Annotated in this window: 21 protein-coding genes; 20 read left to right on the top strand and 1 reads right to left on the bottom strand. The window is 69.3% G+C overall.

Annotated features, from left to right (window positions below):
• Positions 1-39 precede the first annotated feature (39 nt).
• The 20 genes from ABZ855_RS18890 (at position 40) to ABZ855_RS18795 (ending at position 23,896) form a co-directional block, all read left to right on the top strand.
• Positions 40-792 (top strand): MBL fold metallo-hydrolase, encoded by a 753-nt coding sequence (locus ABZ855_RS18890; protein WP_360808152.1) that lies wholly within the window; start codon positions 40-42, stop codon positions 790-792.
• Positions 793-983: 191 nt separating this feature from the next.
• Positions 984-1,652: a GntR family transcriptional regulator gene (locus ABZ855_RS18885; RefSeq protein ID WP_319199716.1), complete on the top strand. Its 669-nt coding sequence runs from the start codon at positions 984-986 to the stop codon at positions 1,650-1,652.
• Complete coding sequence (locus tag ABZ855_RS18880) at positions 1,649-2,560, top strand: dihydrodipicolinate synthase family protein (protein ID WP_360808150.1); 912 nt, start codon at positions 1,649-1,651, stop codon at positions 2,558-2,560. Before ABZ855_RS18885 ends, ABZ855_RS18880 begins: the two co-directional genes overlap by 4 nt.
• Positions 2,557-4,296: an L-arabinonate dehydratase gene (gene araD, locus ABZ855_RS18875; RefSeq protein WP_360808148.1), complete on the top strand. Its 1,740-nt coding sequence runs from the start codon at positions 2,557-2,559 to the stop codon at positions 4,294-4,296. Before ABZ855_RS18880 ends, araD begins: the two co-directional genes overlap by 4 nt.
• Before the next feature lie 214 nt (positions 4,297-4,510).
• Positions 4,511-5,446: a sugar ABC transporter permease gene (locus ABZ855_RS18870; protein WP_319199719.1), complete on the top strand. Its 936-nt coding sequence runs from the start codon at positions 4,511-4,513 to the stop codon at positions 5,444-5,446.
• Positions 5,447-5,475: 29 nt separating this feature from the next.
• Positions 5,476-6,342, top strand: coding sequence for a carbohydrate ABC transporter permease (locus ABZ855_RS18865; RefSeq protein ID WP_360808414.1), 867 nt, complete (start codon positions 5,476-5,478; stop codon positions 6,340-6,342).
• Positions 6,339-7,643: a pectate lyase gene (locus tag ABZ855_RS18860; RefSeq protein ID WP_360808146.1), complete on the top strand. Its 1,305-nt coding sequence runs from the start codon at positions 6,339-6,341 to the stop codon at positions 7,641-7,643. Before ABZ855_RS18865 ends, ABZ855_RS18860 begins: the two co-directional genes overlap by 4 nt.
• Positions 7,640-8,815: a Gfo/Idh/MocA family oxidoreductase gene (locus tag ABZ855_RS18855; RefSeq protein WP_360808144.1), complete on the top strand. Its 1,176-nt coding sequence runs from the start codon at positions 7,640-7,642 to the stop codon at positions 8,813-8,815. Before ABZ855_RS18860 ends, ABZ855_RS18855 begins: the two co-directional genes overlap by 4 nt.
• Positions 8,815-9,666 carry a PmoA family protein gene (locus ABZ855_RS18850; RefSeq protein ID WP_360808142.1) on the top strand — a complete coding sequence of 284 codons (852 nt, stop codon included), beginning with the start codon at positions 8,815-8,817 and terminating at the stop codon, positions 9,664-9,666. Before ABZ855_RS18855 ends, ABZ855_RS18850 begins: the two co-directional genes overlap by 1 nt.
• Positions 9,663-11,225 carry a glycoside hydrolase 43 family protein gene (locus ABZ855_RS18845; protein ID WP_360808140.1) on the top strand — a complete coding sequence of 521 codons (1,563 nt, stop codon included), beginning with the start codon at positions 9,663-9,665 and terminating at the stop codon, positions 11,223-11,225. Before ABZ855_RS18850 ends, ABZ855_RS18845 begins: the two co-directional genes overlap by 4 nt.
• A 33-nt stretch (positions 11,226-11,258) precedes the next feature.
• Positions 11,259-13,253, top strand: a complete 1,995-nt coding sequence (locus ABZ855_RS18840; RefSeq protein WP_360808138.1) for a pectinesterase family protein — start codon at positions 11,259-11,261, stop codon at positions 13,251-13,253.
• A 51-nt stretch (positions 13,254-13,304) separates the two neighbouring features.
• A complete protein-coding gene (locus tag ABZ855_RS18835; protein ID WP_360808136.1) occupies positions 13,305-14,642 on the top strand; it encodes a sugar ABC transporter substrate-binding protein in 1,338 nt (445 codons plus the stop codon).
• Positions 14,643-14,753: 111 nt separating this feature from the next.
• Positions 14,754-15,557: a rhamnogalacturonan acetylesterase gene (locus tag ABZ855_RS18830; RefSeq protein ID WP_360808134.1), complete on the top strand. Its 804-nt coding sequence runs from the start codon at positions 14,754-14,756 to the stop codon at positions 15,555-15,557.
• A gap of 142 nt (positions 15,558-15,699) precedes the next feature.
• The gene (locus ABZ855_RS18825; RefSeq protein ID WP_360808132.1) at positions 15,700-17,025 is read left to right on the top strand and encodes a pectate lyase; all 1,326 of its coding nucleotides are present in this window, start codon (positions 15,700-15,702) and stop codon (positions 17,023-17,025) included.
• A 2-nt stretch (positions 17,026-17,027) separates the two neighbouring features.
• Entirely contained in the window at positions 17,028-18,149 is a 1,122-nt protein-coding gene (locus ABZ855_RS18820) for a pectinesterase family protein (protein WP_360808130.1), read from the top strand.
• A gap of 1 nt (position 18,150) precedes the next feature.
• Positions 18,151-19,209, top strand: a complete 1,059-nt coding sequence (locus ABZ855_RS18815; protein ID WP_360808128.1) for a pectinesterase family protein — start codon at positions 18,151-18,153, stop codon at positions 19,207-19,209.
• Positions 19,196-20,407 carry a dienelactone hydrolase family protein gene (locus tag ABZ855_RS18810; RefSeq protein WP_360808126.1) on the top strand — a complete coding sequence of 404 codons (1,212 nt, stop codon included), beginning with the start codon at positions 19,196-19,198 and terminating at the stop codon, positions 20,405-20,407. Before ABZ855_RS18815 ends, ABZ855_RS18810 begins: the two co-directional genes overlap by 14 nt.
• A 53-nt stretch (positions 20,408-20,460) precedes the next feature.
• On the top strand, positions 20,461-21,600 hold the full coding sequence (locus tag ABZ855_RS18805) for a pectate lyase (protein WP_360808124.1): 1,140 nt from the start codon (positions 20,461-20,463) through the stop codon (positions 21,598-21,600).
• A 164-nt stretch (positions 21,601-21,764) separates the two neighbouring features.
• A complete protein-coding gene (locus tag ABZ855_RS18800) occupies positions 21,765-22,562 on the top strand; it encodes an HAD family acid phosphatase (RefSeq protein ID WP_360808122.1) in 798 nt (265 codons plus the stop codon).
• 179 nt (positions 22,563-22,741) lie between these two features.
• Positions 22,742-23,896 carry a right-handed parallel beta-helix repeat-containing protein gene (locus ABZ855_RS18795; RefSeq protein ID WP_360808120.1) on the top strand — a complete coding sequence of 385 codons (1,155 nt, stop codon included), beginning with the start codon at positions 22,742-22,744 and terminating at the stop codon, positions 23,894-23,896.
• Between the two features lie 88 nt (positions 23,897-23,984).
• Here the strand turns inward: ABZ855_RS18795 and ABZ855_RS18790 are convergent, their stop codons facing one another.
• Positions 23,985-25,667 (bottom strand): rhamnogalacturonan lyase B N-terminal domain-containing protein, encoded by a 1,683-nt coding sequence (locus ABZ855_RS18790; protein WP_360808118.1) that lies wholly within the window; start codon positions 25,665-25,667, stop codon positions 23,985-23,987.
• Positions 25,668-25,855: the final 188 nt, after the last annotated feature.

The raw sequence follows: 25,855 nt of genomic DNA, 5'->3' as shown, positions 1-25,855 counted from the left end.
CCCCGGACGCCCGACCGTCCCGCCCCGTACGCTCCCCGCATGCCCCTGAGCCTCACCGTCCTCGGCACCGCCTCTCCGCATCCGGCGCCGGGGCGCCCCTGCTCCGGGTATCTGGTGCGTGGCGGTGGGGCCGAGGTGTGGGTGGACGCCGGGCCCGGCACCTTCGCGGAGTTGCAGCGGCACACTGATCCCGCACGGCTCACCGCGATCTGGATCTCGCACCTGCACGCCGATCACAACGCCGATCTGCTCGCCGCCGTCTACGGGTTCGCGTACGGCGGGCTCACCCCGCCCGCGCCGATCCCCGTCTACGCGCCCCGCGAGTGCGCCCGCCGCATCGCGGGATTCTTCGGGCAGCCCAACCTCGGCTTCCTCAGCGGAATCCTCGACTTCAGGCCGCTGTACGACGGCCACACCGTCCGCCACTGGAACCTGCGCCTCACCACGCGTGCCGTCTCGCACGGCGTCGAGGCGTACGGGCTGCGGGCCGAGTCGCAGGGCAAGACCCTTGCGTACTCCGGCGACACCGGACCCTGCGAGGCGCTCGCCGAACTCGCCCGGGGCGCCGACCTTTTCCTGTGCGAGGCCGACATCGACCGGCACGAAGATGGCGATGGCGAACAGGTGCATATGACGCCGGAGGACGCGGGCGCGTACGCCAAGGGGGCCGGCTCGCTACTCGTCACCCATGTCGGGCCCACGCTCACCGTCGACGCGGCCACCGCCCGCGCCGCCGCCGTCTTCGGCGGGCCCACCGACAGCGCGTACGAGGGCACCACGAAGATCATCTGATCGAAGCGCCTCAACTTCCTCAACTTCCTCTGTCACAAGCGTTGACGAACCACTGAACCCCCTTTTACCTTCAACCCCGTCGTACTTCGTACGTCATATATGAGACGCGATATGTGAGATCCGATACGCGAGATCTGATCCGAGGGTTCTTGGTTCCCCGGGTTCGGTCCGTCCACATCCGAGAGGCACGCATGACCTCTGTGCCCACGCCGATCCCGTCCCGCACGCAGTTCGTGCTGGAGGGCATCAAACACCGCATCCTCACCGGGCAGTTGACGCCGGGTCAGGCCCTGGTCGAGACCGAGCTCGCCGCACAGTTCGGGGTGTCGAAGACCCCCGTGCGCGAGGCGCTCAAGACGCTGGCCGGCACCGGGCTCGTCGTGATGAACCAGTACAAGGGCGTCACGGTGCGCATGGTGGACGCGGACATGGCGCGCGAGGTCTACGACGTACGGCTGCTCCTGGAGCCGGAGGCCCTCAGGCGTTCGGTGCGCAGAGGGGCCTCGCTCGACGCGGCCCGGGACGCGCTCACCCGGGCCGACGAGGCCACCGACACCGCCGAACGCTCCCTGGCCAACCGGGAGTTCCACCGTTCCCTCTATGTCCGCTGCGGCAACCCGCTGCTCGGCCGGATGCTCGACGAGGTGCGCGACCAGGCCGCCCTGGTCTCCGCCGTCGCCTGGGCCGCGAACCCTTCCTGGGATCGGGAGGCGGACGAGCACCGGGAGATCCTGCGGCTCGCGCTCGACGGTGACTCGGACGGCGCGGCCCGCGCACTGCACGCCCATATCGCGTCGTTCGTGCAACGGGCTTTCCCCGCAGGGGAGTCCGAGGTCCAGGGAGAGGACGGTCAGGAATGAGCGGCGTGGCGTTCGAGACGCAACGGGCGGCTCTGGCCGACGTGGTGGCCATCCCGGTGACCCCGTTCGCCGAGGACGGCACCGTCGACCAGCCCGCCCACCGGGCCCTGCTGCGCCGGCTGCTCGACGGCGGTGTCACCACCCTCACGCCCAACGGCAACACGGGCGAGTTCTACGCCCTCGACCCCGAAGAGCGGCGCCTGGTCACCGAGTTGACCATCGACGAGGCCGGCGACCGGGGTGTGATCCTCGTCGGTGTCGGACACGACGTGCCCACCGCCGTCGCCGCCGCCCGGCACGCCCGGGAGCACGGGGCCGCGATGGTGATGGTCCATCAGCCCATCCACCCGTACGTCTCCGAGGGCGGCTGGATCGACTACCACCGGGCCATCGCCGAGGCCGTTCCCGAACTCGGGGTCGTCCCCTATATACGCAACACCTCGCTGAGCGGTCTGCGGCTCGCCGAACTCGCCGACGTCTGCCCGAACGTCATCGGCGTGAAGTACGCGGTCCCCGACGCCTCCCGGTTCGCGGCCTTCGCGCGGGACGCCGGACTGGAGCGGTTCGTGTGGGTGGCGGGGCTCGCCGAGCCCTACGCGCCCTCCTACTTCTCGGCCGGTGCCACCGGCTTCACCTCGGGGCTGGTGAACGTCGCCCCGGCCGTCTCGCTGAACATGATCGAAGCGCTTCGATCGGGCGACTACCCGGCCGCCATGAAGGTCTGGGAGCAGATCCGCCGCTTCGAGGAGCTGCGGGGCTCGAACGCCTCCGCGAACAACGTGACCGTCGTCAAGGAGGCCCTGGCCTCGCTGGGGCTGTGCCGTCGAGACGTCCGTCCGCCCAGTCGCGCCCTGCCCGAGAGCGAGCGCGCCGAGGTCGCCGCCATAGCCGCCGGGTGGTCCATATGAAGCCCGCCCAGGCACGAAAAGCGCCGGAGGAGCTCAGGAGCCACCAGTGGTACGGGACCGAGGGGCTGCGCTCCTTCAGCCACCGCGCCCGTACCCGGCAGCTCGGCTACCTCCCCGAGGAGCACCTCGGCAAGCCCGTCATCGCGATCCTCAACACCTGGTCGGACATCAATCCCTGTCATGTGCACCTCCGTGACCGGGCGCAGGCTGTGAAGCGGGGCGTATGGCAGGCAGGCGGATTCCCCCTGGAATTCCCGGTGTCGACGCTCAGTGAGACCTTCCAGAAGCCGACCCCCATGCTCTACCGCAACCTCCTCGCCATGGAGACGGAGGAGCTGCTGCGCTCGTACCCGGTCGACGGGGCCGTCCTGATGGGCGGCTGCGACAAGTCGACGCCCGCCCTGCTCATGGGGGCGGCCAGCGTCGATCTGCCGACCGTCTTCGTGCCCGCCGGGCCAATGCTGCCCGGGCACTGGCGCAACGAGGTGCTCGGTTCCGGCACCGACATGTGGAAGTACTGGGACGACAAGCGTGCCGGACTCATCGGCGACTGCGAGATGACCGAGCTGGAGAGCGGGCTCGCCCGTTCCCCCGGGCACTGCATGACCATGGGTACGGCGTCCACGCTCACCGCCGCCGCCGAGGCGCTCGGAGTGACCGTGCCGGGGGCGTCCAGCATCCCGGCCGTCGACTCCGGGCACGACCGGATGGCCGCCGCTTCGGGGATGAGGATCGTCGAACTGGTCCATCAGGACCGGAAGTTGAGCGACATCCTGACCGCCGACGCCTTCACCGACGCGGTCACCACCGTCCTCGGCCTCGGCGGCTCCACCAACGCGGTGATCCATCTGATCGCCATGGCGGGACGGGCCGGCGTCCGGCTCACCCTGGACGACTTCGACCGCATCGCGCGGACCGTACCCGTACTCGCCAACGTACGGCCCGGCGGACAGACGTACCTCATGGAGGACTTCCACTTCGCCGGTGGTCTGCCGGGGTTCCTCTCCCGGATCACGGACCTGCTCCATCTGGACCGTCCCACGGTGTCGTACGACAGCATGCGCGAGCAGCTCGAAGGCGCCCTGGTCCACAACGACGAGGTCATCCGCCCGCGCGACAAGCCGGTCGCGCACGAGGGCGGGGTCGCGGTCCTGCGCGGCAACCTCTGTCCGGACGGCGCCGTCATCAAGCACATCGCCGCCGAGCCCCACCTGCTGAAGCACACCGGACGCGCGGTCGTCTTCGACGACTACAAGACCATGCAACGCACCATCAACGACCCGGAGTTGGGCATCACCGCCGACACCGTCCTGGTGCTGCGCGGGTCCGGACCCAAGGGCGGCCCGGGCATGCCCGAGTACGGGATGCTGCCCATCCCCGACCACCTGCTCAAGCAGGGCGTACGGGACATGGTGCGGATCTCCGACGCCCGGATGAGCGGAACGAGTTACGGCACGTGCGTGCTGCACGTGGCGCCGGAGTCGCATGTCGGCGGGCCGCTCGCGCTGGTCCGCACCGGCGACACCATCACCCTCGATGTCGAGGGACGGTCGCTTCAACTCAACGTGGACGACGACGAGTTGGCGCGCAGGCGGGCGGAGTGGACGCCGCCGGCCGAACGGTACGAGCGTGGCTACGGAGCGCTCTACAACGAGCAGATCACCCAGGCCGACACCGGCTGCGACTTCGAGTTCCTGGCCAGGCCGGGCAAGTCCCCAGATCCTTACGCAGGTTGAGTCAGCCCACTTAGGGGCGCGGGGCTGTATCGATCAGCGGCTCCGCCGCGGGGCGCGACAAGCCACCACCCACCCGCCCCCCCCGCAGCACCACAGCAAGAGGCACCCCGTACCGCGAAAGGGGCCGACCTCCGCACAGCGAGAAAGCGCTTCCTGCACGACGCACGCACGATGCACGACGCACGCACGACGTACCGAGATCGGAGACCCTGTCATGGCCCAAGCCGCAGTCGTGGCGAAACCGCCCGCGCCACCCCGGCGGCGGCGTGCCTCCGCGACGCCGCGAAGGCTGCCCTACCTGCTGATCGCACCGGCAGCCCTGCTCATGCTGGGCTTCATCGCCTACCCGGTGCTCAGCGTCTTCTACTACAGCCTGCAGCACTTCAACCCCACCAAGCCCTGGCGCAACGGCTTCGCGGGATTCGAGAACTTCACCCACGCCTTCACCGACGACCCCCAGTTCTGGGACACGCTGGTCTTCAGCGCCAAGTGGGTCGTCGTCGAGGTCGGACTGCAGCTGCTCTTCGGTCTGGCACTCGCGCTCATCGTCAACCAGACCTTCGTGGGCCGCTCGATCGGCCGCGCGCTCGTCTTCTCGCCCTGGGCCGTCTCGGGCGTACTCACCTCCGCGATCTGGGTGCTCCTCTACAACTCCCAGACAGGCATCACCCGTTACCTCGCCGACGCGGGCATCGGAACATACGGCACCAGCTGGCTCTCGGACACCTCCACCGTGTTCCCGGCGGCGATCGTCGCCGACCTGTGGAGAGGCGTGCCCTTCTTCGCGATCCTCATCCTCGCCGACCTCCAGTCCGTGTCGAAGGACCTGTACGAGGCCGCCGAGGTCGACGGAGCCAGCCGGATCAAGCAGTTCTGGCACATCACACTGCCGCACCTCAAGGACGCCATCGTCCTGTCCACGCTGCTGCGCGCGGTCTGGGAGTTCAACAACGTCGACCTCCTCTACACCCTCACGGGTGGCGGACCGGCCGGCGAGACCACGACACTCCCGCTCTACATCGCCAACACCAGCGTCGACGCCCACAACTTCGGCTACGCATCGGCCCTGACGACGGTCGCGTTCGTGATCCTGCTGTTCTTCTCGATCGTCTACCTGCGGCTGAGCAAGTTCGGAGGGGAGAACAAGTGAGCACCAAGGAAGCCACCGCGATCGTGCCCATGCCCGTGGACGAGATTCCCGAGCCGCCCCGCCCGCACAAGAAGCAGCGGCGCGCCTGGGACGAGGCCCCCCGCTGGCAGATCTACCTCCCCCTCGGGATCTACCTCGTCTTCACCCTCATCCCCTTCTACTGGATCCTCCTCTTCGCGCTGCGCCCGGCCGGCTCGACCTCGCTGGTGCCCTGGCCGATGACCTTCGACCACTTCGAGAAGGTGTGGACCGAGCGGAGCTTCGGCACCTACTTCGAGAACAGCATCCTCGTCGGCGTCGCCACGCTCCTGATGACGACGCTCGTCGCCCTCGCCGGCGGGTACGCCCTCGCCCGCTTCGACTTCAAGGTCAAGCGCGCCTTCATGCTGGCCCTGCTCTGCTCCCAGTTCGTGCCAGGCGCGCTGCTGCTGGTGCCGCTGTTCCAGATCTTCGCCGAGCTCCAGATGATCAACTCGCTGGGCGCGGTCATCATCGCCGAGACGGTGTTCCAGCTGCCGTTGTCGATGATCCTGATCAGCGGCTTCATCAGGAACGTGCCGTACACCCTGGAGGAGGCCGCCTGGGTCGACGGCTGCAACCGCTTCACCGCGTTCCGCGTCGTCGTACTCCCGTTGCTGCGGCCCGGGTTGATCGCCGTCGGCTCCTTCGCGTTCGTGCACTCCTGGAACCACTTCCTGTTCGCCCTGATGTTCCTCAGCGACCAGAGCAAGCAGACCATCCCGGTCGGCCTCAACACCCTGATGAGCGCGGACAGCGTCGACCTGGGCGCGCTCGCGGCCGGCGGCATCATCGCCGCCGTACCCGTGGTGATCGTCTTCGCCTTCATCCAGAAGTGGCTGATCACCGGCTTCAGCGCCGGGGCGGTGAAGGGATGAGAAAGGCCCGGGTCCTTCAAGTCGCCGCCGCCATCGGCCTGTTGGGTGCCGTGCTGAGCACCCCGGCCGGTGCCGACGCCCGCGACCTCAGCCGCGACACGCTGCCCGCGAACGACGGCTGGGCCGCCGCCGACGGTGGCACCACCGGCGGCGCGGCGGCCGACAACGCGCATGTGTTCACCGTACGCAGCCGCGGCGAACTTCTCCGCGCCCTCGACGGCGGCAGCGCCACCCCGAAGATCATCCGGATCGCCGGGACGATCGACGCCAACACCGCCGACGACGGCGGCAAGTTGGGCTGTGGTGACTACGCGGCCGGGACCGGGTACGGGCTGAAGAAGTACCTGGCCGCCTACGACCCCCGCACCTGGGGTTCCGCCAGACCGAGCGGCCCGCAGGAGGAGGCCCGCCAGGCCGCGGCGGCCAAGCAGGCCGAGCGGGTCGTGCTGCCCGTCGGGTCCAACACGACGATCCTCGGGCTCGGTTCGGGAGCCGTCCTCAAGGGCGCGAGCCTCCAGGTCCGACAGGCCGACAACGTCATCGTCCGCAACCTCGAACTCCGCGACGCCTACGACTGCTTCCCCGTCTGGCAGCCCAACTCCGGTGGCCTGGGCGACTGGAAGACGGCGTACGACACCCTGTGGCTCAACGGCGCCACCCATGTCTGGGTCGACCACGTCACCGCCTCCGACAAGGGTCACGCCGACGCCGACGAGCCCACCTACTTCGCCCGCAACTACCTGCGCCACGACGGCCTGTTGGACATCACCAACGGCTCCGACCTGGTCACCGTCTCCTGGAGCCGGTTCGCCGACCACGACAAGGCGATGCTCATCGGCAACGGCGACACGGTCACCGGCGACCGGGGGAAGCTCCGCGTCACCCTGCACCACAACGAGTTCCGCTCGGTGACCCAGCGCGCCCCGCGCGTCCGCTTCGGACAGGTGCACCTCTACAACAACCGCTACCTGATCGACCACGGCGACGACTATCGCTACTCGGTGGGCGTCTCCACGGAGTCCGCCGTGTACGCGGAGAACAACGCCTTCACCACCCCGGGGCACGTCGAGGCCGCCGACCTGGTCAAGAGCTGGAACGGCACCGCGCTGCACCAGACCGGCACCCTCTTCAACGGCTTCCCGGTAGATCTTCTGACCATCCACAACGCGTACAACTCGGGCAGTGAGCGCGACCTCACGGCGGACGTCGGCTGGACGCCTACCCTGCACACAAAGATCGACAGCGCCGACACGGCCGACCGAGAGGTGGCACGCGGCGCGGGCGCAGGGAGGCACACATGAGCACGACACCGACGGCCACCAAGGCGGTCACCCCGGTACCGGTGGTCCTCGCGGGAGCGCGCGGCCACGGCCACTGGCACCTCGCCAACATCCGCAGGCTCCAGGACAAGGGCCTCGTACGGCTGGCGGGCGTCTGCGAGCTGACCCCGCTGAGCGACGAGGAGCTGGACGGGCTCGGTACGCCCGAGCAGTCCGCGGACTTCGGTGCTCTCCTCGACTCCACCGGGGCGGCCGTCGCCGTGATCTGCACGCCGATCCCCACCCACACCGACCTCGCGCTCATCGCCGCCGCCAAGGGCGTGCACCTGCTGCTGGAGAAGCCCCCGGCGCCCTCCTACGCCGAGTTCCGCCGGATGGCCGACGGGGTCGCGGCGGCCGGGGTCGCCTGCCAGATCGGGTTCCAGTCGCTCGGCTCGCACGCCCTGCCCGCGATCCGGGAACTGATCGCCGAGGGCGCCATCGGGACCGTGACGGGCATCGGCGGGGCCGGCGCGTGGGCGCGCGACGAGGCGTACTACCGGCGTGCGCCCTGGGCGGGCAAGCGCAGGCTGAACGGTGTGGACGTCATCGACGGCGCCCTCACCAACCCGCTCGCGCACGCCGTCGCCACCGGCCTCGCCCTCGGCGGCAGCACCCGCGCCGAGGACGTCACCGGCATCGAGACCGAGCTGCTGCGCGCCAACGACATCGAGTCCGACGACACCTCCTGCGTCCGCGTGAGCACCACGAACGGCGTCCCGGTCACCGTCGCCGCCACCCTGTGCGCCCAGCACCCGGACGACCCGTACGTCCTCGTGCACGGCACCAGCGGCCGGATCACCTTCTGGTACAAGCAGGACCGCGTCCTCCTCCAGCGCTCCGGACACGGCCCGGAGGAGTACGAGTACGACCGCACCGACCTGCTGGAGAACCTCGTCGACCACCTCACCGAGGGCGCCGAACTGCTCGTCGTGCCCGACGAGACGGGCGCCTTCATGCGGGTCGTCGAGGCGATCAGGCAGGCCCCCGACCCGGCCGAACTCCCGGCCGACGCCTGGGAATTCGCGCCCGGCGAGGACCGTCGCCGAGTGGTCCCCGGTATCGACGGCCTGGTGGCCGCGGCCGCCGACACCCTCTCCCTCTACTCCGAGCTGGGCGCCCCCTGGGCGCTCCCGAAAGAGGTGAGCACCTGATGAACCAGATGCCCAACGAGTCACTGGTCCTGCGGGTCGCGGGCCGCCCGGTCGGCCGCTACACCGGCCGGCCGGAGCTGCCGCTCCGCCACGCGCCCCGCCCGTATCTGCACCCCGTCACCACCCTGGCCGGCACGGCTGTCACCGAACTCAGCCCCGCCGACCACACCCACCACCTCGGCGTCGGTGTCGCCATACCCGACGTCGGGGGGCACAACTTCTGGGGCGGGCGCACCTACGTACGGGACCAGGGTCCGACCGAGCTGGACAACCACGGAGCCCAGCGGCACACCGCCTACCAGCTCCGTGACCCGGACGGCTTCGTCGAGGAGCTGCGCTGGATGGTCGGCGGCGGTGAACTGCTGCGCGAGCGCCGGACGGTCGCCGCCACCGAACTCACCGGCACGGCCTGGGCGTTGGACTTCACGTTCTCCCTCACCAACATCACCGACGCGCCCCTCTCCATCGGCAGCCCCGCCACCAACGGCCGCCCGGGCGCGGCATACGGCGGCTTCTTCTGGCGGGCACGCAAGGAGGCCGCCGCCCCCGACGTGTTCACGGCCGCCACCGAGGGCGAGTCGGCGGTCCACGGCACCCGCGCCGACTGGCTCGCCCTGGCCGGCACCACCTGGACGCTCGTCTTCGCCGGTGCCACCGAACAGACGCGCCGCGACCCGTGGTTCGTCCGCGCCGAGGAGTATCCGGGGGTCGGCTCGTCGCTCGCCTTCGACGAACGGCTGCCGATCGAACCGGGCGAGACCGCAGTACGCCGGATCGTCACCGTCGTCGCCGACGGGCGCCTCGACCGGGACGAGGCCGCGGCCCTCGTACGGAAGGCGGTGAGCCCGTGATCACCGGCGCCGATCTCGGTGACGGGACCTACCGCAACCCGGTCCTGAACGCCGACTGGTCCGACCCGGACGTGGTCCGTGTCGGCGACGACTTCTACCTCACGGCCTCCAGCTTCGGCCGGGCGCCGGGACTGCCCCTGCTCCACTCCCGCGACCTGGTCAACTGGACCCTCGTCGGCCATGCCCTCGAACGCCTGCGACCGGCGGCCGAGTTCACGGTTCCGCGCCACGACTGCGGTGTCTGGGCACCCTCGTTGAGGCATCACGACGACCGCTTCTGGATCTTCTGGGGCGACCCCGACCACGGCATCTTCCAGGTCAACGCCCCCGCGATACGCGGCCCTTGGACCAGCCCGCACCTGGTCAAGGAGGGCAAGGGACTCATCGACGCGTGCCCGCTGTGGGACGAGGAGACCGGCGAGGCGTATCTCGTGCACGCCTGGGCGAAGTCCCGGTCGGGCGTGAAGAACAGGCTCACCGGCCACCGGATGCACCCCGACGGCAGCAGCCTCCTCGACGAGGGCAAGGTGATCGTCGACGGCGACCGCATCCCCGGCTGGTTCACCCTTGAGGGCCCGAAGCTGTACAAGCACGACGGCTGGTTCTGGATCCTGGCACCCGCCGGGGGAGTGGAGACCGGCTGGCAGGGCGCCTTCCGCTCCCGCGACTTCTTCGGGCCGTACGAGGAGCGGATCGTCCTGGAGCAGGGGGACACCGACGTCAACGGGCCCCACCAGGGCGGCTGGGTGCGCACGCAGGCCGGCGAGGACTGGTTCCTCCACTTCCAGCAGCGCGGCCCGTACGGGCGTGTCGTGCACCTCCAGCCGATGAGCTGGAGTGCGGACGGCGCGGACGGCGCGGACGGCGCGGACAGCGCGGACGGCTGGCCCGTGCTCGGCGACGCGGGCACCCCCGTCGCCGTACACCGCAAGCCCGAGCTGCCCGCGCAGCCGCCCGCCGCGCCCGCCACCGACGACGACTTCCCCGGCGGACGGTACGGCCGTCAGTGGCAGTGGACGGCCAACCCGCAGGACGGCTGGGCCACCCAGCACTCGGGGGACGGGCTGCGGCTGAGCTGCGTACGCAGTGCCGACGCCCATGACCTGCGCAAACTCCCGAACGTACTGACCCAGCGGCTGCCTGGCGTCGAATGCGTGGCCGAGGTGGAGCTGCGCCTCGACAGCGAGGAACCGGGGGCCAGGGCCGGGCTCGCCGTGCTCGGCGACTCCTTCGGGTGGATCGGGCTGGAGCGGGCGGACGACGGGACGGTCCGCCTGGTCCACCGGTTCGCCGAGTCCGTGGCCAAGAAGGAGCGGGACGCGGAACGTCCGACGGCGGCTCCCGAGGGGCGGGCCCGGCTGCGGATCGTGATCGGGGCGGGGGCGCGCTGCCGGTTCTTCCGTGACGTCGGGGACGGGTGGGAGCCGTCCGGGCCGGTGTTCGCGGCCACCCCCTGGCGCTGGGTCGGCGCCCTGCTCGGCCTGTTCGCGCTCGCGCCCGTCGGCGGGGGACACGCCGGCGCGGCCACGTTCACACAGTTCAGAGTCAGTCCCTCGTAACTCACTTGATTCGTATGCCTGTTGGGAGCCGCAATGACGCACTTCCCGAGCAAGCGCTTACTGGGCGCCGGTAGAACCCTGACCGCCGTCGTGGGTCTGGTGGCCGCCCTGTGCCTCGGGTCGGTCGACGAGGCGACGGCCGCCGGCCCCTCGGACCCGGCCACCGGAACCACGACGACAGCCGCCCGCTGGACCGACCGGCCGCACGGCTTCGCCTCCCTCGACGGCGGCACCACCGGCGGCGCGGGCGGCAAGGTCGTCACGGTCACCGACCAGGCCTCGCTGGTGAAGTACGCGGCGGCCGAGGAGCCGTACATCATCAGGGTCGCGGGCTCGATCGCCGTGGCACCCTTCGGCGCGGACGTCGTCGTCGCCTCGAACAAGACGGTCATCGGCGTCGGCGACACCGGCGAGATCGTCCACGGCGAACTGCACCTCAACCCGGGCACCAGCAACGTCATCATCCGCAACCTGACGATCCGTGACTCGTACGTCGAGGGCGACTGGGACGGCAAGACGACCGACTTCGACGCGATCCAGCTGGACACCGCCGACCACGTCTGGATCGACCACAACCGCTTCACGCACATGGGCGACGGACTGCTCGACATCCGCAAGGACAGCCGGTACATCACCGTCTCCAACAATCAATTCGCCCACCACAACAAGGCGTTCGGCATCGGCTGGACGTCCAACGTGCTCACCGAGATCACCATCGACCACAACTGGTTCACGGGCACCAAGCAGCGCAACCCGTCCGCCGACAACTGCGCCTACGCGCACCTCTACAACAACTACGTGTCGGCCCAGGTCACCGACGGCGATCCCGTCTGGACCTACGGGAACTGGTCGCGCGGCAGGACCAGGATGGTCATCGAGAACAGCTACTACGACGGTGTCCAGCACCCCTACCAGGCCGACGCCACCGCCGAGTTGGTGCAGCGCGGGTCGATCCTGAAGAACGTCAGCGGGCGCCAGGACACCTGGGGCACCGCCTTCCGGCCGCGTGACTTCTACGCCTACCGGCTGGACCCGGCCGCCGCCGTACCCGCGCTGGTGAAGCGGTTCTCCGGGCCGCAGCAGCGGATCGGCGCCGGGGTGACGCTCCACGTCCCCGCCGAATATCCGACCGTCCAGGCCGCCGTGGACGCGGTGCCCGTCGGCAACGACAGTCCGGTGACCGTCGCCGTCGCGCCGGGCACGTACCGCGCGAAGGTGTTCATCCCGGCCGGCAAGTCGGACATCCTGCTCCAGGGGACGGGCCGGAACCGCTCCGACACCGTCATCGTGTTCGACACGCCTGCCGAGTACGGGGGCTCGACGGGAAGCGCGACGGTCCGGATCGCCGCGAACGACGTCACCGCCCGCAACCTCACCTTCAGCAACGACTTCGACGAGGCCGCCGTCGAGCTGAAGGGCGAGCAGGCGCTCGCGATGAAGACGACGGGCGACCGGATCGTCTTCGAGAACACCGCCTTCCTCGGCAACCAGGACACCCTGATGACCGACAGCCCCAAGCTGGACGTGATCAGCCGGGTCTACGTCCGCGACTCGTACATCGAGGGCGACGTCGACTTCATCTACGGGCGCGCGACGACCGTCATCGAGCGGTCGGTGATCCGTGCGCTGAGCCGGGGCTCCACCACCAACAACGGCTACATCACGGCCGCTTCGACCTGGACGGGAAACCCCCACGGCTTCCTGATCACCCGCTCGAAGGTCGTGAGCGACGCCCCCGCCGACTCCTTCCACCTCGGCCGGCCCTGGCACCCCGGCGGCGAGCCGAACGCCGTGGCTCAAGTCCTGTTCAGGGACACCGAGTTGCCCGCCGCGGTCAAGTCCTCGCCGTGGACCGACATGAGCGGCTTCTCCTGGAAGGACGCCCGCTTCACCGAGTACCGGACCTACGGTCCCGGCGCCCAGGTGACCGCCGACCGCCCGCAGTTGAGCGACGCGGACGCGGCCGTGCACACCGTCGCCGCCTACCTGAACGGTACGGACGGCTGGGCTCCGTACGCCCGCCGCTGACCCCCCACAACTTCATAGTTCCGTTTGATCCAGAAGAGAGAGTGCCGACCAATGAAGATCAGCATCCGCAGAAGCAGGCGCGCGGCCATCGCCGTGGCCCTGGGTTCCGTCCTCGCCCTGACCGCCACCGCCTGCGGTGACGACGGCAGCGGAGCGGGCGGGGACAAGGGCAACGAGGGCTCGGGCAAGGGCCAGATCACCTTCTGGGACAACAACGGCGGTGTGCGTACCGACGTCTGGAAGGAGATCATCGCCGACTTCGAGAAGGCCAACCCCGACATCAAGGTCAAGTACGTCGGGATACCGTCCGAGAGCGTCCAGTCCAAGTACGACACCGCGATCCAGGGCGGCGGCCTGCCCGACGTCGGCGGGGTCGGCGCCGCCATGCTCGCCGGCATCGCCGCGCAGAACGCCCTCGAGCCGCTGGACGACCGGCTCAAGAACAGCACGCTCAACGGCAAGCTGACCCCGGGCATGATCGACAGCGTGCGCAGCGCGGGCGGCGGCGACGAGCTGTTCACCGTCCCGACCTCCGCGAACAACGGCACGCTCTGGTACCGGACCGACCTGTTCGAGGCGGCGAAGCTGGACCCGCCCACGACCTGGACGAAGTTCTACGAGGCCGCCGACAAGCTCACCGACGCGAGCAAGAACAAGTTCGGCTACACCATTCGCGGCGGCGAGGGGTCGATCGCCCAGGCCCTGGACGCGATGTACGGGCAGTCGGGGATCACCTCCTTCTGGAAGGAGGCGAAGACCACCGTCAACGACCCGAAGAACGTGGCGGCGCTGGAGAAGTACGCGGCGCTGTACAAGAAGGACACCCCGTCCGCCGACGTCAACAACGACTTCAAGAAGATGGTCGCCCAGTGGGACAGCGGCGAGATCGGCATGCTGAGCCACAACCTGGGTTCCTACCAGGACCATGTGAAGGCGCTTGACGGCAAGTTCCGGGGAATTCCGAACCCGACGCTGGAGGATGGAACCAAGGTCCAGGTCTCCAACCCGGTCGACGGGCTCGGCCTGTTCAAGTCCAGCAAGAACAAGACGGCCGCGTGGAAGTTCATCGAGTTCGCCGTCTCGCACGAGTCCAACAGCAAGTGGAACGAGTCCGCGGGCGCCATTCCGTCCAACATGGAGGCGGCGAAGGACCCGTGGATCCAGTCCGCGGAGGCGACGAAGCTGGCGGCGGAGTCGCTGAACAGCGGCACCATCAAGATCGTGCAGCTGCCGTACTACCTGCCCGACTGGAACACCATCTCCAAGGCGGACAATGAGCCGAATTTCCAGAAGGTGCTGCTGAAGAAGATGAGTGCGAAGGACTTCCTGGACACGTTGGCCGAGCAGCTGAATGCTGCGCAGGCTGAGTGGAATGAGCAGATGGGCTAGGGGTTCTTCTCGTTCGTCGCCGGCTGCGGGTTCGTTGTGGCTGGTCGCGCAGTTCCCCGCGCCCCTGTCGGGGCGCGGGTCCCCCTGCCCCTTATTGAAAGGCACAACGTCGTGTCTCTTAGTCGTAGACAGGTGGCCGCGGCTGCTTTTGCCGCTGTTCCTCTTGCTGTTGCCGGGGCGTCCGGGAGTGCCTCGGCGCATTCCGGTCGTCGGGCCCGCACGCTCTACATCGCCGGTGATTCCACGGCCGCCCAGAAATACGCCGACGCCGCCCCGGAAACCGGGTGGGGAATGGCGCTCCCCTTCTTTCTCCAGAAGGATCTGGTCGTCGCCAATCACGCGGTGAACGGGCGCAGTTCCAAGAGTTTCTTCGACGAAGGGCGTCTGGACGCCATTCTCGATGTCATCGCCCCGGGCGACTTCCTGCTCATCCAGTTCGGGCACAATGACGAGAAGAGCGCCGATCCCGTCCGTTACACCGAGCCCTGGACCACGTACCAGGACTATCTGCGGCTGTACGTCGACGGTGCGCGGGCCCGTGGGGCCCGTCCGGTGCTGGCCACCTCCGTCGAGCGCAGAAAGTTCGACGCGAGCGGCAACGCGCAGCCGACCCACGGCGACTACCCGGCGTCGATGCGCGCGTTCGCCCAGGAGGAGGGCGTGGCGCTGCTCGACATCCAGGCCCTGTCGATCGCGCTCTGGCAGCAGTTGGGGGTCGAGGAGACGAAGAAGTACTTCAACTGGACCGCCACCGAGCAGGACAACACGCACTTCAATCCGCCGGGAGCCATCGCCGTGGCCCGGCTCGTCGCCGCCGAGCTGGTGCGGCGCCGGGTGCTGGCGCGCCGGGACGTGCGCCGCCTCGACGACGTGATCCCGGAGTCGTGGATCACCTGGCCGCAGGCCACTGCCTGACCGCGTAACACCCGACCGCGTAACACCCGTTTCTCCTTGGCCCCCAGGCCCTTGGCCCCCAGGCCCATGGCCTCCAGGTCTTGACACCTGCAGTCCGTGAAAGCGCTTTCCCCCCCCAGGCATTCAGAAAGAGAGCCGTACCATGAACGCTCGCGCATGTCATGATCACGTCACCGTGAAGTCCGCCGTGCTGCTCGGCTGCACCGCCCTCGTCCTGTCCCTCACCGGCCCCGCGGCCCAGGCCGCCGCCCCCGCCGCCGCCCAGGACCTCGGCCGCCAAACCCTTGCCGCCGGTGACGGCTGGGGGTCCGACGCGGGCGGCACGACCGGCGGTTCGGCCGCCGACGCCGACCACGTCTACACGGTCACCACCTGGGCCCAGTTCAAGGCCGCGCTGAAGGACGGCGGCAGCGCACCCAAGATCATCCAGGTCAAGGGCATGATCGACGCCGTGTCCGAGGGCTGCGAGGCCTTCGTCACCGGCGGATACGACCTCCAGCAGTACCTCAAGGACTACGACCCGGCCGTCTACGGCAACGACAAGGTCGCCATGGGCCCGCAGGAGGACGCGAGGGTCGCCTCCATGGCCAACCAGGACTCGGCGATCAAGGCCGCCGTCCCCAGCAACACCACCATCGTCGGCGTCGGGAAGAACTCCGGCATCCTCGGCGGCAGCCTCCAGATCAAGGGTGTCTCCAACGTCATCCTGCGCAACCTCACCATCGAGGCGCCCCTCGACTGCTTCCCGAAGTGGGACCCGACCGACGACAAGAACACCGGGAACTGGAACTCCGAGTACGACGCCGTGGTCGTCTACGGCACCGACCACGTGTGGATCGACCACAACACCCTCACCGACGGCCGCTTCCCCGACAGCGAGCGGCCCGTCTACTTCGGCAAGGTCTTCCAGCAGCACGACGGGCTCACCGACATCGTGCGCGGCGCCAACTACGTCACCGTGTCCTGGAACTCCTTCAAGGACCACGACAAGAACATGCTGATCGGCAACAGCGACAGCACCGCCACCACCGACGGCGGCAAGCTCAAGGTCACCATGCACCACAACAAGTTCGACGGGATCCTCCAGCGCTCCCCGCGTGTGCGCTTCGGACAGGTCGACGTCTACAACAACCACTACGTGGTGGGCGAGGCACAGAAGTCCGACTACTACGTCTTCGGCGTCGGCATCTCCTCGCAGCTGCACGCCAGCGACAACGCCATCTCGCTGCCGGCCGGCGCCCAGGTCGGCAAGGTCCTGAAGAAGTGGAACGAGTCGCCGCTCACCGCGGTGAACAACTACGTCAACGGCAAGCTGACCGACCTGATCGCCGTCCACAACGCCGAGATCCCCGCCGAGACGCTCCAGTCGGGCGCCGGCTGGACGCCCACCCTCCGCACGAAGGTCGACTCACCGCGCGCCGTGCCGTCCGTCGTCGCCCGTGGCGCGGGCGCGGGCAAGGTCTGCTGACCATGGCGAACTCTCGACTCCCGCTCAGCAGGAGGTCGTTCGTCGTCGCGAGCACCGGGGCCGCTCTGGCCCTGGGGCTCGCGGCCCCCGCCCGCGCGGCCGGCCGGACCCGCTTCGGCCGCTATGGCTCCCCGGCCCGCCGCCTGACCGAGCAGACGCTGTACGTCGACGCGGCAGGCACCGGCGACTTCACAGGCGTCCAGGCCGCCGTGAACGCCGTCAGCGGCACCGGATTCACCCTGGTCGTCGCACCGGGCGTCTACCGCGAGACCGTCGCCGTCAGCTCCACCCGTACGGAGCTGACCCTCGTCGGCGCCTCCGAGAACCCGCGTGACGTCGTCATCGTGTACGACAACGCCGCCGGGACCCCGAAACCGGGCGGCGGCACCTACGGCACCACCGGCTCCGCCACCACCCTGGTGCAGGCAGCCGGGTTCACGGCCCGCTGGATCACCTTCGCCAACGACTGGCTGCGCGCCGACCACCCGGACATCGCGGGGACCCAGGCCGTCGCCATCAAGGTGCAGGGCGACCGTTCGGCGTTCCACCACTGCCGGTTCCTCGGCCACCAGGACACCCTGTACGCCGACTCGATGAGCCGCGAGGCGTATGCCCGGCAGTACTTCGCGCACTGCTACGCCGAGGGGGACGTCGACTTCGTCTTCGGCCGGGCCACCGCCGTGTACGAACACTGCCACTTCCGCACCCTGAACCGCACCGACCTCGGCGGCGCCCCGTACGGCTTCGTCTTCGCGCCGTCCACGGTGGGCACCAATCCGCGCGGCTACCTGGTCACCGGCAGCCGTGTCACCAGCGAAGCACCCGACGCCGCCTACAAGTTGGCCCGCCCCTGGGTGCCCAGCTCCGACACCACCGCCCGCCCGATGCTCACCGTCCGCGGCACCCACCTCGGCCCCGGCATCGACGCGGTCGCGCCCTACACCAACATGTCGGACAGCTTCCCGTGGCAGAGCCAGCGGTTCGCCGAGTACCGGAACTCGGGGCCGGGCGCGGTGATCACGGTGCCGGAGAACCGGCCCCAACTCACGGCCACCGAAGCCGAGTCGGCGACCCGCGAGGCGTATCTCGGCGACTGGGAGCCGTGGCGGGGGAGGTGGTGCTGAGATGCGCCGACGCACACTGCTGACTGGACTGACCGGGCTCGCCGGCGGGCTGATCGCCACCGGTACGACTCCCGCCCTCGCGTCCGCCGCGCACCGGCACCGCGTCCTGCACGTCCGCCCCGGCGGGTCCGTCCAGGCCGCCGTGGACGCGGTGGTCGCGGAGGGCGGCACCGGCCGGACGATCGTCGTGCACCCGGGTACGTACCGCGAGGTCGTCAACATCCCCGCCCAGGCGGCCGAGTTGACCCTGCGCGGCGCCACCGGCGATCCCCGCGACACCGTCATCGTGTACGACAACGCCAACGGCACCCAGAAGCCGGACGGTTCGGGCACCTACGGCACCGCGGGCTCCGCCACCTTCACCTCGGCGGCGCCCGGCCTGACCGTACGCGACCTGACCCTCGCCAACGACTGGCTGCGCGCCGACCACCCGGAGATCACCGGGACGCAGGCCGTCGCCGCGTATGTCACGGGGGACCGCTCGCAGTTCCGGCGGGTCCGGTTCCTCGCCCACCAGGACACCCTGTTCGCGGACACGACGGCACTGACCGCCTTCGACCGGCACTACTACCGCGACTGCTACATCGAGGGCGACGTCGACTTCGTCTTCGGCCGGGCGCGGGCCGTCTTCGAGCGCTGCCACTTCCACACCCTCGACCGGGACGTCTCCTTCAAACCCGAGGGCATGGTCTTCGCCCCCGCCACGGCCCGAGCCAACCCGTACGGCTTCCTGGCCGTGCGCGGGCTGGTGACCTCGGGCGCGGAGGACGGCGCGTACAAGATCGCCCGGCCCTGGGTGCCCTCGTACGAGACGACCGCCTGGCCCTCGCTGGTGGTCCGGGACACCTGGCTCGGCCGGGGCATCGACGCCGCGACCCCGTACATCAACATGCGTGAGGCCTATCCGTGGCAGACCATGCGCTTTCGCGAGTACGGCAACTCCGGTCCGGGCGCGGAGATCACGGTGCCGGAGAACCGGCCGCAGCTCACGGCGGCGGAGGCCGGCGAGCACACGCGGCGGACCTATCTCGGCGACTGGCGCCCGTATGAGCGGCAGTGATCCGGCGGTGGGACGGCGGGCGTTCGTCGTGGGAGCGGGGGCGGCTCTGATCAACGGGGGTGCCGCCCAGCCCGCACTCGCGGATGCGGATGCGCATGCCGATGCGGGTTCGGAGCCGGACCCGGAGTCGGCGGTCGTCGACGGCCCCCTGCCCGGCTTCCACCCGGCGCTCAAGGACGAGCTGGACTTCCCGCTCGCCTGGGGCCGCTCCGGCATCCGGGACTTCGGGGCCTGGCGGCGCATCGCCCGCGCCAAGGTGGAGGAGACCCTCCTCGTGGAGCCGGACGGCGACGGCGTCCCGTTCGACCCGGAGTTCAGCGACCGGACCGAGAACCCCATCTACCGAAGGGAGTTGGTGACCCTCGCCCTCACCCGGTACGAGCCCGTGCGCGGCGCCCTGCTCACCCCGCACGGCACCGGCCCCTTCCCCGCCGTACTGCTGCTCCACGACCACGGGGCGAAGTTCGACATCGGCAAGGAGAAGCTCGTCCGGCCCTGGTACGACGACACCCGGCTGGCCTCCGCCGAGGCCTGGGCGGACCGGTACTTCAGCGGACGGTTCGTCGGCGACGAACTGGCCAGGCGCGGATACGTCGTACTGGCGCTCGACGCGCTCGGCTGGGCCGACCGGGGCCCACTCGCCTACGACCAGCAGCAGGCCCTCGCGAGCAACATGTACCACCTCGGCTCGTCCCTCGCCGGACTCATGGCCCGCGAGGACGTACGCGCCGCCCGCTTCCTCGCCGGGCTCGACCGGGTGGACGAGCGGCGGATCGCGGCCGTCGGGTTCTCCATGGGCGCCTACCGCGCCTGGCAGACCGCCGCGCTCAGCGACGACATCGCCGCCGCGGCCAGCGTCTGCTGGATGACCGGGCTGAAGGAAATGATGGTCCCCGGCAACAACACCCTGCGCGGCCAGTCCAGTTACCACATGCTCCACCCCGGGCTCGCCCGGCACCTCGACTTCCCCGACGTGGCGAGCATCGCCGCACCCAGGCCGATGCTGTTCTTCCACGGCGCCCAGGATCCGCTGTTCCCGGCGGAGGGCGTACGCGTGGCCCACGAGAAGCTGCGCGCCGTCTGGCGCTCGCGCCGCGCCGGGGAGCGGCTGCACACCAGGATCTGGCCCGACCTCGGCCATGTGTTCACCGCACCCATGCAGGACGACGTCTTCACCTGGCTGGACGCCGTGCTGTAACCCCCACCGCTCCCCAACCCCCGTCCCCGTTGCGACGAAAGGACCCGCACGTCATGCGTCGTATGCGTTCTCCTCGCTTTACTCGTGTCAACAGCTCCCTGACCGCTCTGGCCGTCACCACCGCCGGTATCGGCCTCGCGGTGCTCCCCACCCCCGCCCAGGCCGCGACCGTGGTCGTCTCCACCTCCGCGCAGCTGAGCAGCGCCATCTCGAGCGCCACCGCCGGCACCACCATCCAGGTGCGCGCCGGGACGTACTACCCGACGGCCACCCTCCAGTCGACGGCCAACGGCACGTCCGCCAGCCGGATCTACCTCCAGCCGTACGGCTCGGAGAGCGTCAAGATCGACGGGTCGAACCTGCCGGACGGCGACTGGATCTTCAAGCTGACCGCCGACTACTGGACCGTCTCCAACATCACGTTCCAGAACTCACCGGACAGCGCGGTCGTCTGCCAGTCCTGCGCCTCGACGGTGTGGAGCAACATCAAGACCATCAACGGCGGCGACTCCGGCTTCACGCTCACCGGGGACAACACCACCAACAACACCGTCAGGAACATCGACTCCTACGGCCACTACGACCCCGCGAACCACGGTGAGAACGCCGACGGCATCGCGGTGAAGTTCGGCTCCGGCACCGGCAACCTGATCACCGGCGCCCGTCTCTACAACAACTCGGACGACGGGATCGACTTCTGGTCCTTCTCGTCGCCCGTCACCGTCGAGCACACCTGGTCGATGGGCAACGGCAGGAATCGCTGGTCCGACTCGGCGTTCGCGGGCGACGGCAACGGCTACAAGCTGGGCGGTGACGGCGAGGTCGTGGCCCATGTCGTCAACAACTCGGCCGCCTGGGACAACGCGGGCAACGGCTTCACCGAGAACAGCAACAAGGGCGCCATCTCCATCAACCGCACCACGGCCTACGCCAACGCCAAGTGGGGCTACTACTTCGCGACGGGTGCGGCCAAACTCGGCAAGAACCTGGCCGTCGGCAACAGCTCCGGGTCGGTGAACAAGGGCTCGGCGGTCACCTCGGCCGGCAACAACTGGGACTCGGGGATCGCGACGCCGTCCTTCGCGTCCACGAACGCGTCGACCACGTTCAACTCCCGCGCCTCGGACGGCACGCTGCCCGCGACGACGTTCCTGACGACGGGCAGCACCACGATCGGCTCGACGATGAACTGACCGTCCGCCGCGACGAGTTGCGAGTGGAAAGCCGAGCGAGGGGTGCGGCGCGGGGCCGCCCGCACCCCTCGCTCCTCAATGGCCGGTTTCCGTCCCCTATTGACTTGATATAGATCAGGCAAAAGGTCTGGCAACCGCGAGGGTGACGCGCGTAGAAACCTGGCATGCATAAGTCACTTCGGTTCGCGACACTCACCGTCACCTGCGCTGTCGCGGGCGCCGCGCTGTACGGCACCGGCGCGGCCACCGCCCACCAGTCCACGGCCAACTCCACCCGTGAGCCCTACAACATCGGGCTCCTGGTCAAGGACATCGACACCTACTACGGCACCACGGCCGACGCCAACGGCGTGTACCAGGCCTCGACGAGCAGCCCTTACGCCAAGGACCTGGCGCGTATCGAGTCCGCGGCGAAGAGCTACATCGACAAGACGGCCCGCAAGGCGCTGCACAAGGGCAAGAAGCCCGCTGTCGTCTTCGACATCGACGACACACTGCTGCTCTCCCTCGACTACGAGAAGAGAACCAACTACACGTACAACTCGGCCACTTGGACCGACTACGTGGCCAAGGCCGACCGTCCGGCCGTCTTCGGCACGCCCGAGCTGGTCGCCTACGCCAAGGCCAAGGGCGTCGAGGTGTTCTACAACTCCGGCCTGAAGGAGTCGCAGCGCGCCGCGGCCGTCGCGAACCTGAAGAAGGTCGGCGCCGACATCAACCTCGATGCCGGGCACATGTTCCTCAAGGACGCGGCCAACCCGCCCGCCTACCTGAGCGACTGCGCCACGACCACCGCCTGGACCTGCACGACCGTGCAGTACAAGGCCGGCACCCGCAAGCACATCGAGCAGGACCTCGGCTACGACGTCATCGCCAACTTCGGCGACCAGTACTCGGACCTCGACGGCGGCTACGCCGACCGCACGTACAAGTTCCCGAACCCGACGTACTTCGTCAGCTGAAGCCGGTCCCCGACCGGGATCCCGAACTTTTTCGTACGGATCGTACGAGCCACGGCAACCCTTTTCAGCCGGGCGGCGACAGGACAGCAGAGCCGGGCTGCGGCCTCACCTCATCGAGGCCGCAGCCCGGTTCCTGTCCGGGGAACCACACAGTCCCAGCCCCGAGGAAAGGAACGTCCGTGCGCATCGGCACCGGCCGCCACCGCAGAACCCGCACCCTCTCCATCGCCGCGGCGGTGGCCCTCTCCTCCGGTGCGGGCGGCGTGTACCTCGGCCTCTCGCCCGGCGGGGCGAGCGCCGCAGGCGCCACGGTCACCGTGTCCAGCACAGCTCAGCTGGAGGCGGCGGTGCGCAACGCGGTGGCGGGCCGCGTCATCCAGGTGCGCGCGGGCACGTACTACCCGACGGCCACCCTCAAGTCGACGGCGAACGGCACGAGTTCGGCGCGGATCACCCTCCGGGCGTACGGCGGCGAGAAGGTGCGGATCGACGGGTCCAGGCTGCCCGCCGGTTCCTGGCTGGCCGGGATCTACGGCGACTACTGGACCGTCCAGAACCTCACCTTCACCAACTCCCCGGCCCAGGGCTTCGTCGCCACCTCGTCCGTCGGCGGAATCTTCAGAAACCTCGTCACCGCGCGCAACGGCGACTCCGGTTTCACCCTGCGCGGCGACGGCACCAGCGACAACCTCGTGCAGAACCTGGACAGTTACCTCAACTACGATGCCGCCGGGCACGGCCAGAACGCCGACGGCCTCGCCATCAAGTTCGGCTCGGGCAGCGGCAACAGGGTCACCGGGGCGCGCCTCTACGACAACGCGGACGACGGCATCGACCTCTGGCAGTTCTCCACCCCCGTCACCGTCGAGCACACCTGGGCCTTCGGCAACGGCAAAAACCGCTGGCACGACCCCGCGTTCGAGGGCAACGGCAACGGCTTCAAGCTGGGCGGCGGCGGAGTGTCGGTCGCCCATGTCGTCAACAACAACGCGGCCTGGGACAACAACCTGCACGGCTTCACGGAGAACTCCAACACCGGCGCGATCCTGCTCAACCGCAACACCGCCTACGGCAACGCCCGAACCGGCTTCTACTTCGCCACCGGCAAGGCCCGCCTCGCGAGAAACCTCGCGGTGGGCAACAAGGGCCCCCTGTCCAGGCTGGGCGCGTCCACCGTCTCGGCGGCCAACAACTGGGACTCCGGTGTCGTGACACCGGCGCTGAAGTCGAAGGACGCGTCTGCCGCGTACGGTGCCCGGCGGTCGAACGGGTCGCTGCCGGCGACCACGTTTCTGACGGTGGGCTCCACGGCCATCGGATCGACCATGAACTGACGTACCGCACAGAAGAATCGAGCAGCGCAGAACCGAGCCCCCGCCGGTCGTCACCGGCGGGGGCTCTCTCTGACTGGCCGAGGGGGGCTCAGGCCAGCAGATCCAGGCAGTCGAACGAGGTGCCCGGGCTGAGGAACGCCGTGCCGCTCGAACCACTGACGATGTTGATCTTCAGGACGTTGTACTGACTCACGTCCGTCTTCCACGCGCTCCTGGGGACGCTGTAGGTGATCGTACGGTTGTTCCCCCGGTAGGAACCAGTGGTGAGGGAACGTGTCGAGGGCTGCGCGGTGGCCGTGGGGACGGGCGACACCCAGTCGTTGACGGTGACCCGCGGGCGCCCGCCCGAGAACGCGTCCGTCACACCGATGCGCAGGGTGTGCGCGGCGGCGGCCTGGGCGGCCGTCAGCCGGAAGTGCACGAGGATGCCGTCGTTGACCCCGCTCCACATGTACGCCGGGAAGGACGCGGCCGAGGAGCCGTCGCCGATGGTGACGTTCCCCGTCCATTTCGCGGCGCGGGCGTCCGAGGGGTGCGCGTAGGTCATCAGCTTCGCGTTCTTGAACTCGCCGGGCGTGCCGTCCCAGTCCCCGAGCCGCCAGATCGTCCTCGCGGTCGACGGGTCCCCGGTCACGGTGATGCTGTGCAGCGTGGTCGTGCCGCCCGCCTTCACGGTCACCGGAGCGGTGTGCACGGCCAGTTCGCCCTTGTACACGGTCAGCGTGTACGTCCCCGGCAGCATCCCCTTGCAGGAGAAGGCGCCGGTGCCCGAGGCGGCCTTCGCCCAGTACTGGGCGTCCGCGTTCGCGAAGCCCACGGTGTACGGGTGCTTCGCGTCCATCCCCTTGATGCCGACGCCGGCCACCTTGCCGCGTCCGGCCGCCCCGACCCAGCCGGTGATGCCGAGCCCGTCCACCCAGGAGGTGTCGAGGTGCCCGGCGGCGAGGGAGGGGGCGGGGGCGCCACCGTCCGTGAAGGCGAGAACATAGGGGCCCTGGAGGCCGAAACGTTCCTTCTCCGTCTGGGCCTGGTTGTAGTGCAGGATCTCGTACAGCCCCGCGCCCTTGTCGTTCGAGTGGCGCAGCAGCGAGCGGTAGAAGGGGCCGCCGGACGCCTTCTCGTGGTTGGAGCGCACGATCCACAGGCCGACCGAGCCGGTGGTGAAGCCGATGTGGTCGTAGTCGATGACCCGCTTGCCGGAGTAGTGCTTGGAGTGCGTGGTGCCGTCCGCGCGCCGCCAGACGTCACCGGCCTCGATGATCTTGTCGGATGCCTCGATCCAGGAGTCCGACCCCTCGTTCGGGAACATCCCCGGCTTGAGGCGGACGATGAAACGGGTCGCCGTGAAGGAGGCGTCCGCCTTGTTCGTCCACATGTAGACGTTGTTCTGGCCGCTGCGCGCCGCGTACCACTGGGTGATCGGACCGTGCGCGGCCTTGACCAGGATCGTCGAGCCGGACCGCGTGATGGTCACCGTGGACGCCCCGAGCCCCGACTCGACGTGCGAGTGCCGGCCGCCGTAGCCCTCGTACTCCTTGCCCCGGTAGACGAGGGAGGTGAGGTCGCCGGTCTTCTTGGAGATCTTGAAAACGAGTGAGGCGCCGGTGTTGATCACGAAGTTCGAGCCGTCGTCGGTGTGGCCGAAAGTAGCCGCAGACGCGGACGACAGCAGACCGCTGCCCGCCGCCACGGCGGCACCCGTACCGGCCACTCCCACCGCGGAAGCGGCCAGCAGCCTGCGGCGACTGAGTTTTCTCTGGTGCGTGCTCACGGCTGCCGACTCCGGTCGTGCTTGAAGGATCACTTGCTCGTACGTGAGGACAGATGGCGAAAACTCGCCAGTGGTTCCGTCCGCACCACTACCGATCACCTCGGCGGTGAGGAGATGTGTGCGTCTCCTGGTCGCCGCCCGCGCGAGAAAGGTTGCCGAGTCCGCGGAATTCTTTCCACGAGCCGGGG

Origin of the sequence: Streptomyces sp. NPDC047042 (genome assembly GCF_040644035.1) — a bacterium.
In the GTDB taxonomy this organism is placed as follows: Bacteria; Actinomycetota; Actinomycetes; order Streptomycetales; family Streptomycetaceae; genus Streptomyces.
This window is presented reverse-complemented; position numbering and strand designations above follow the sequence as displayed.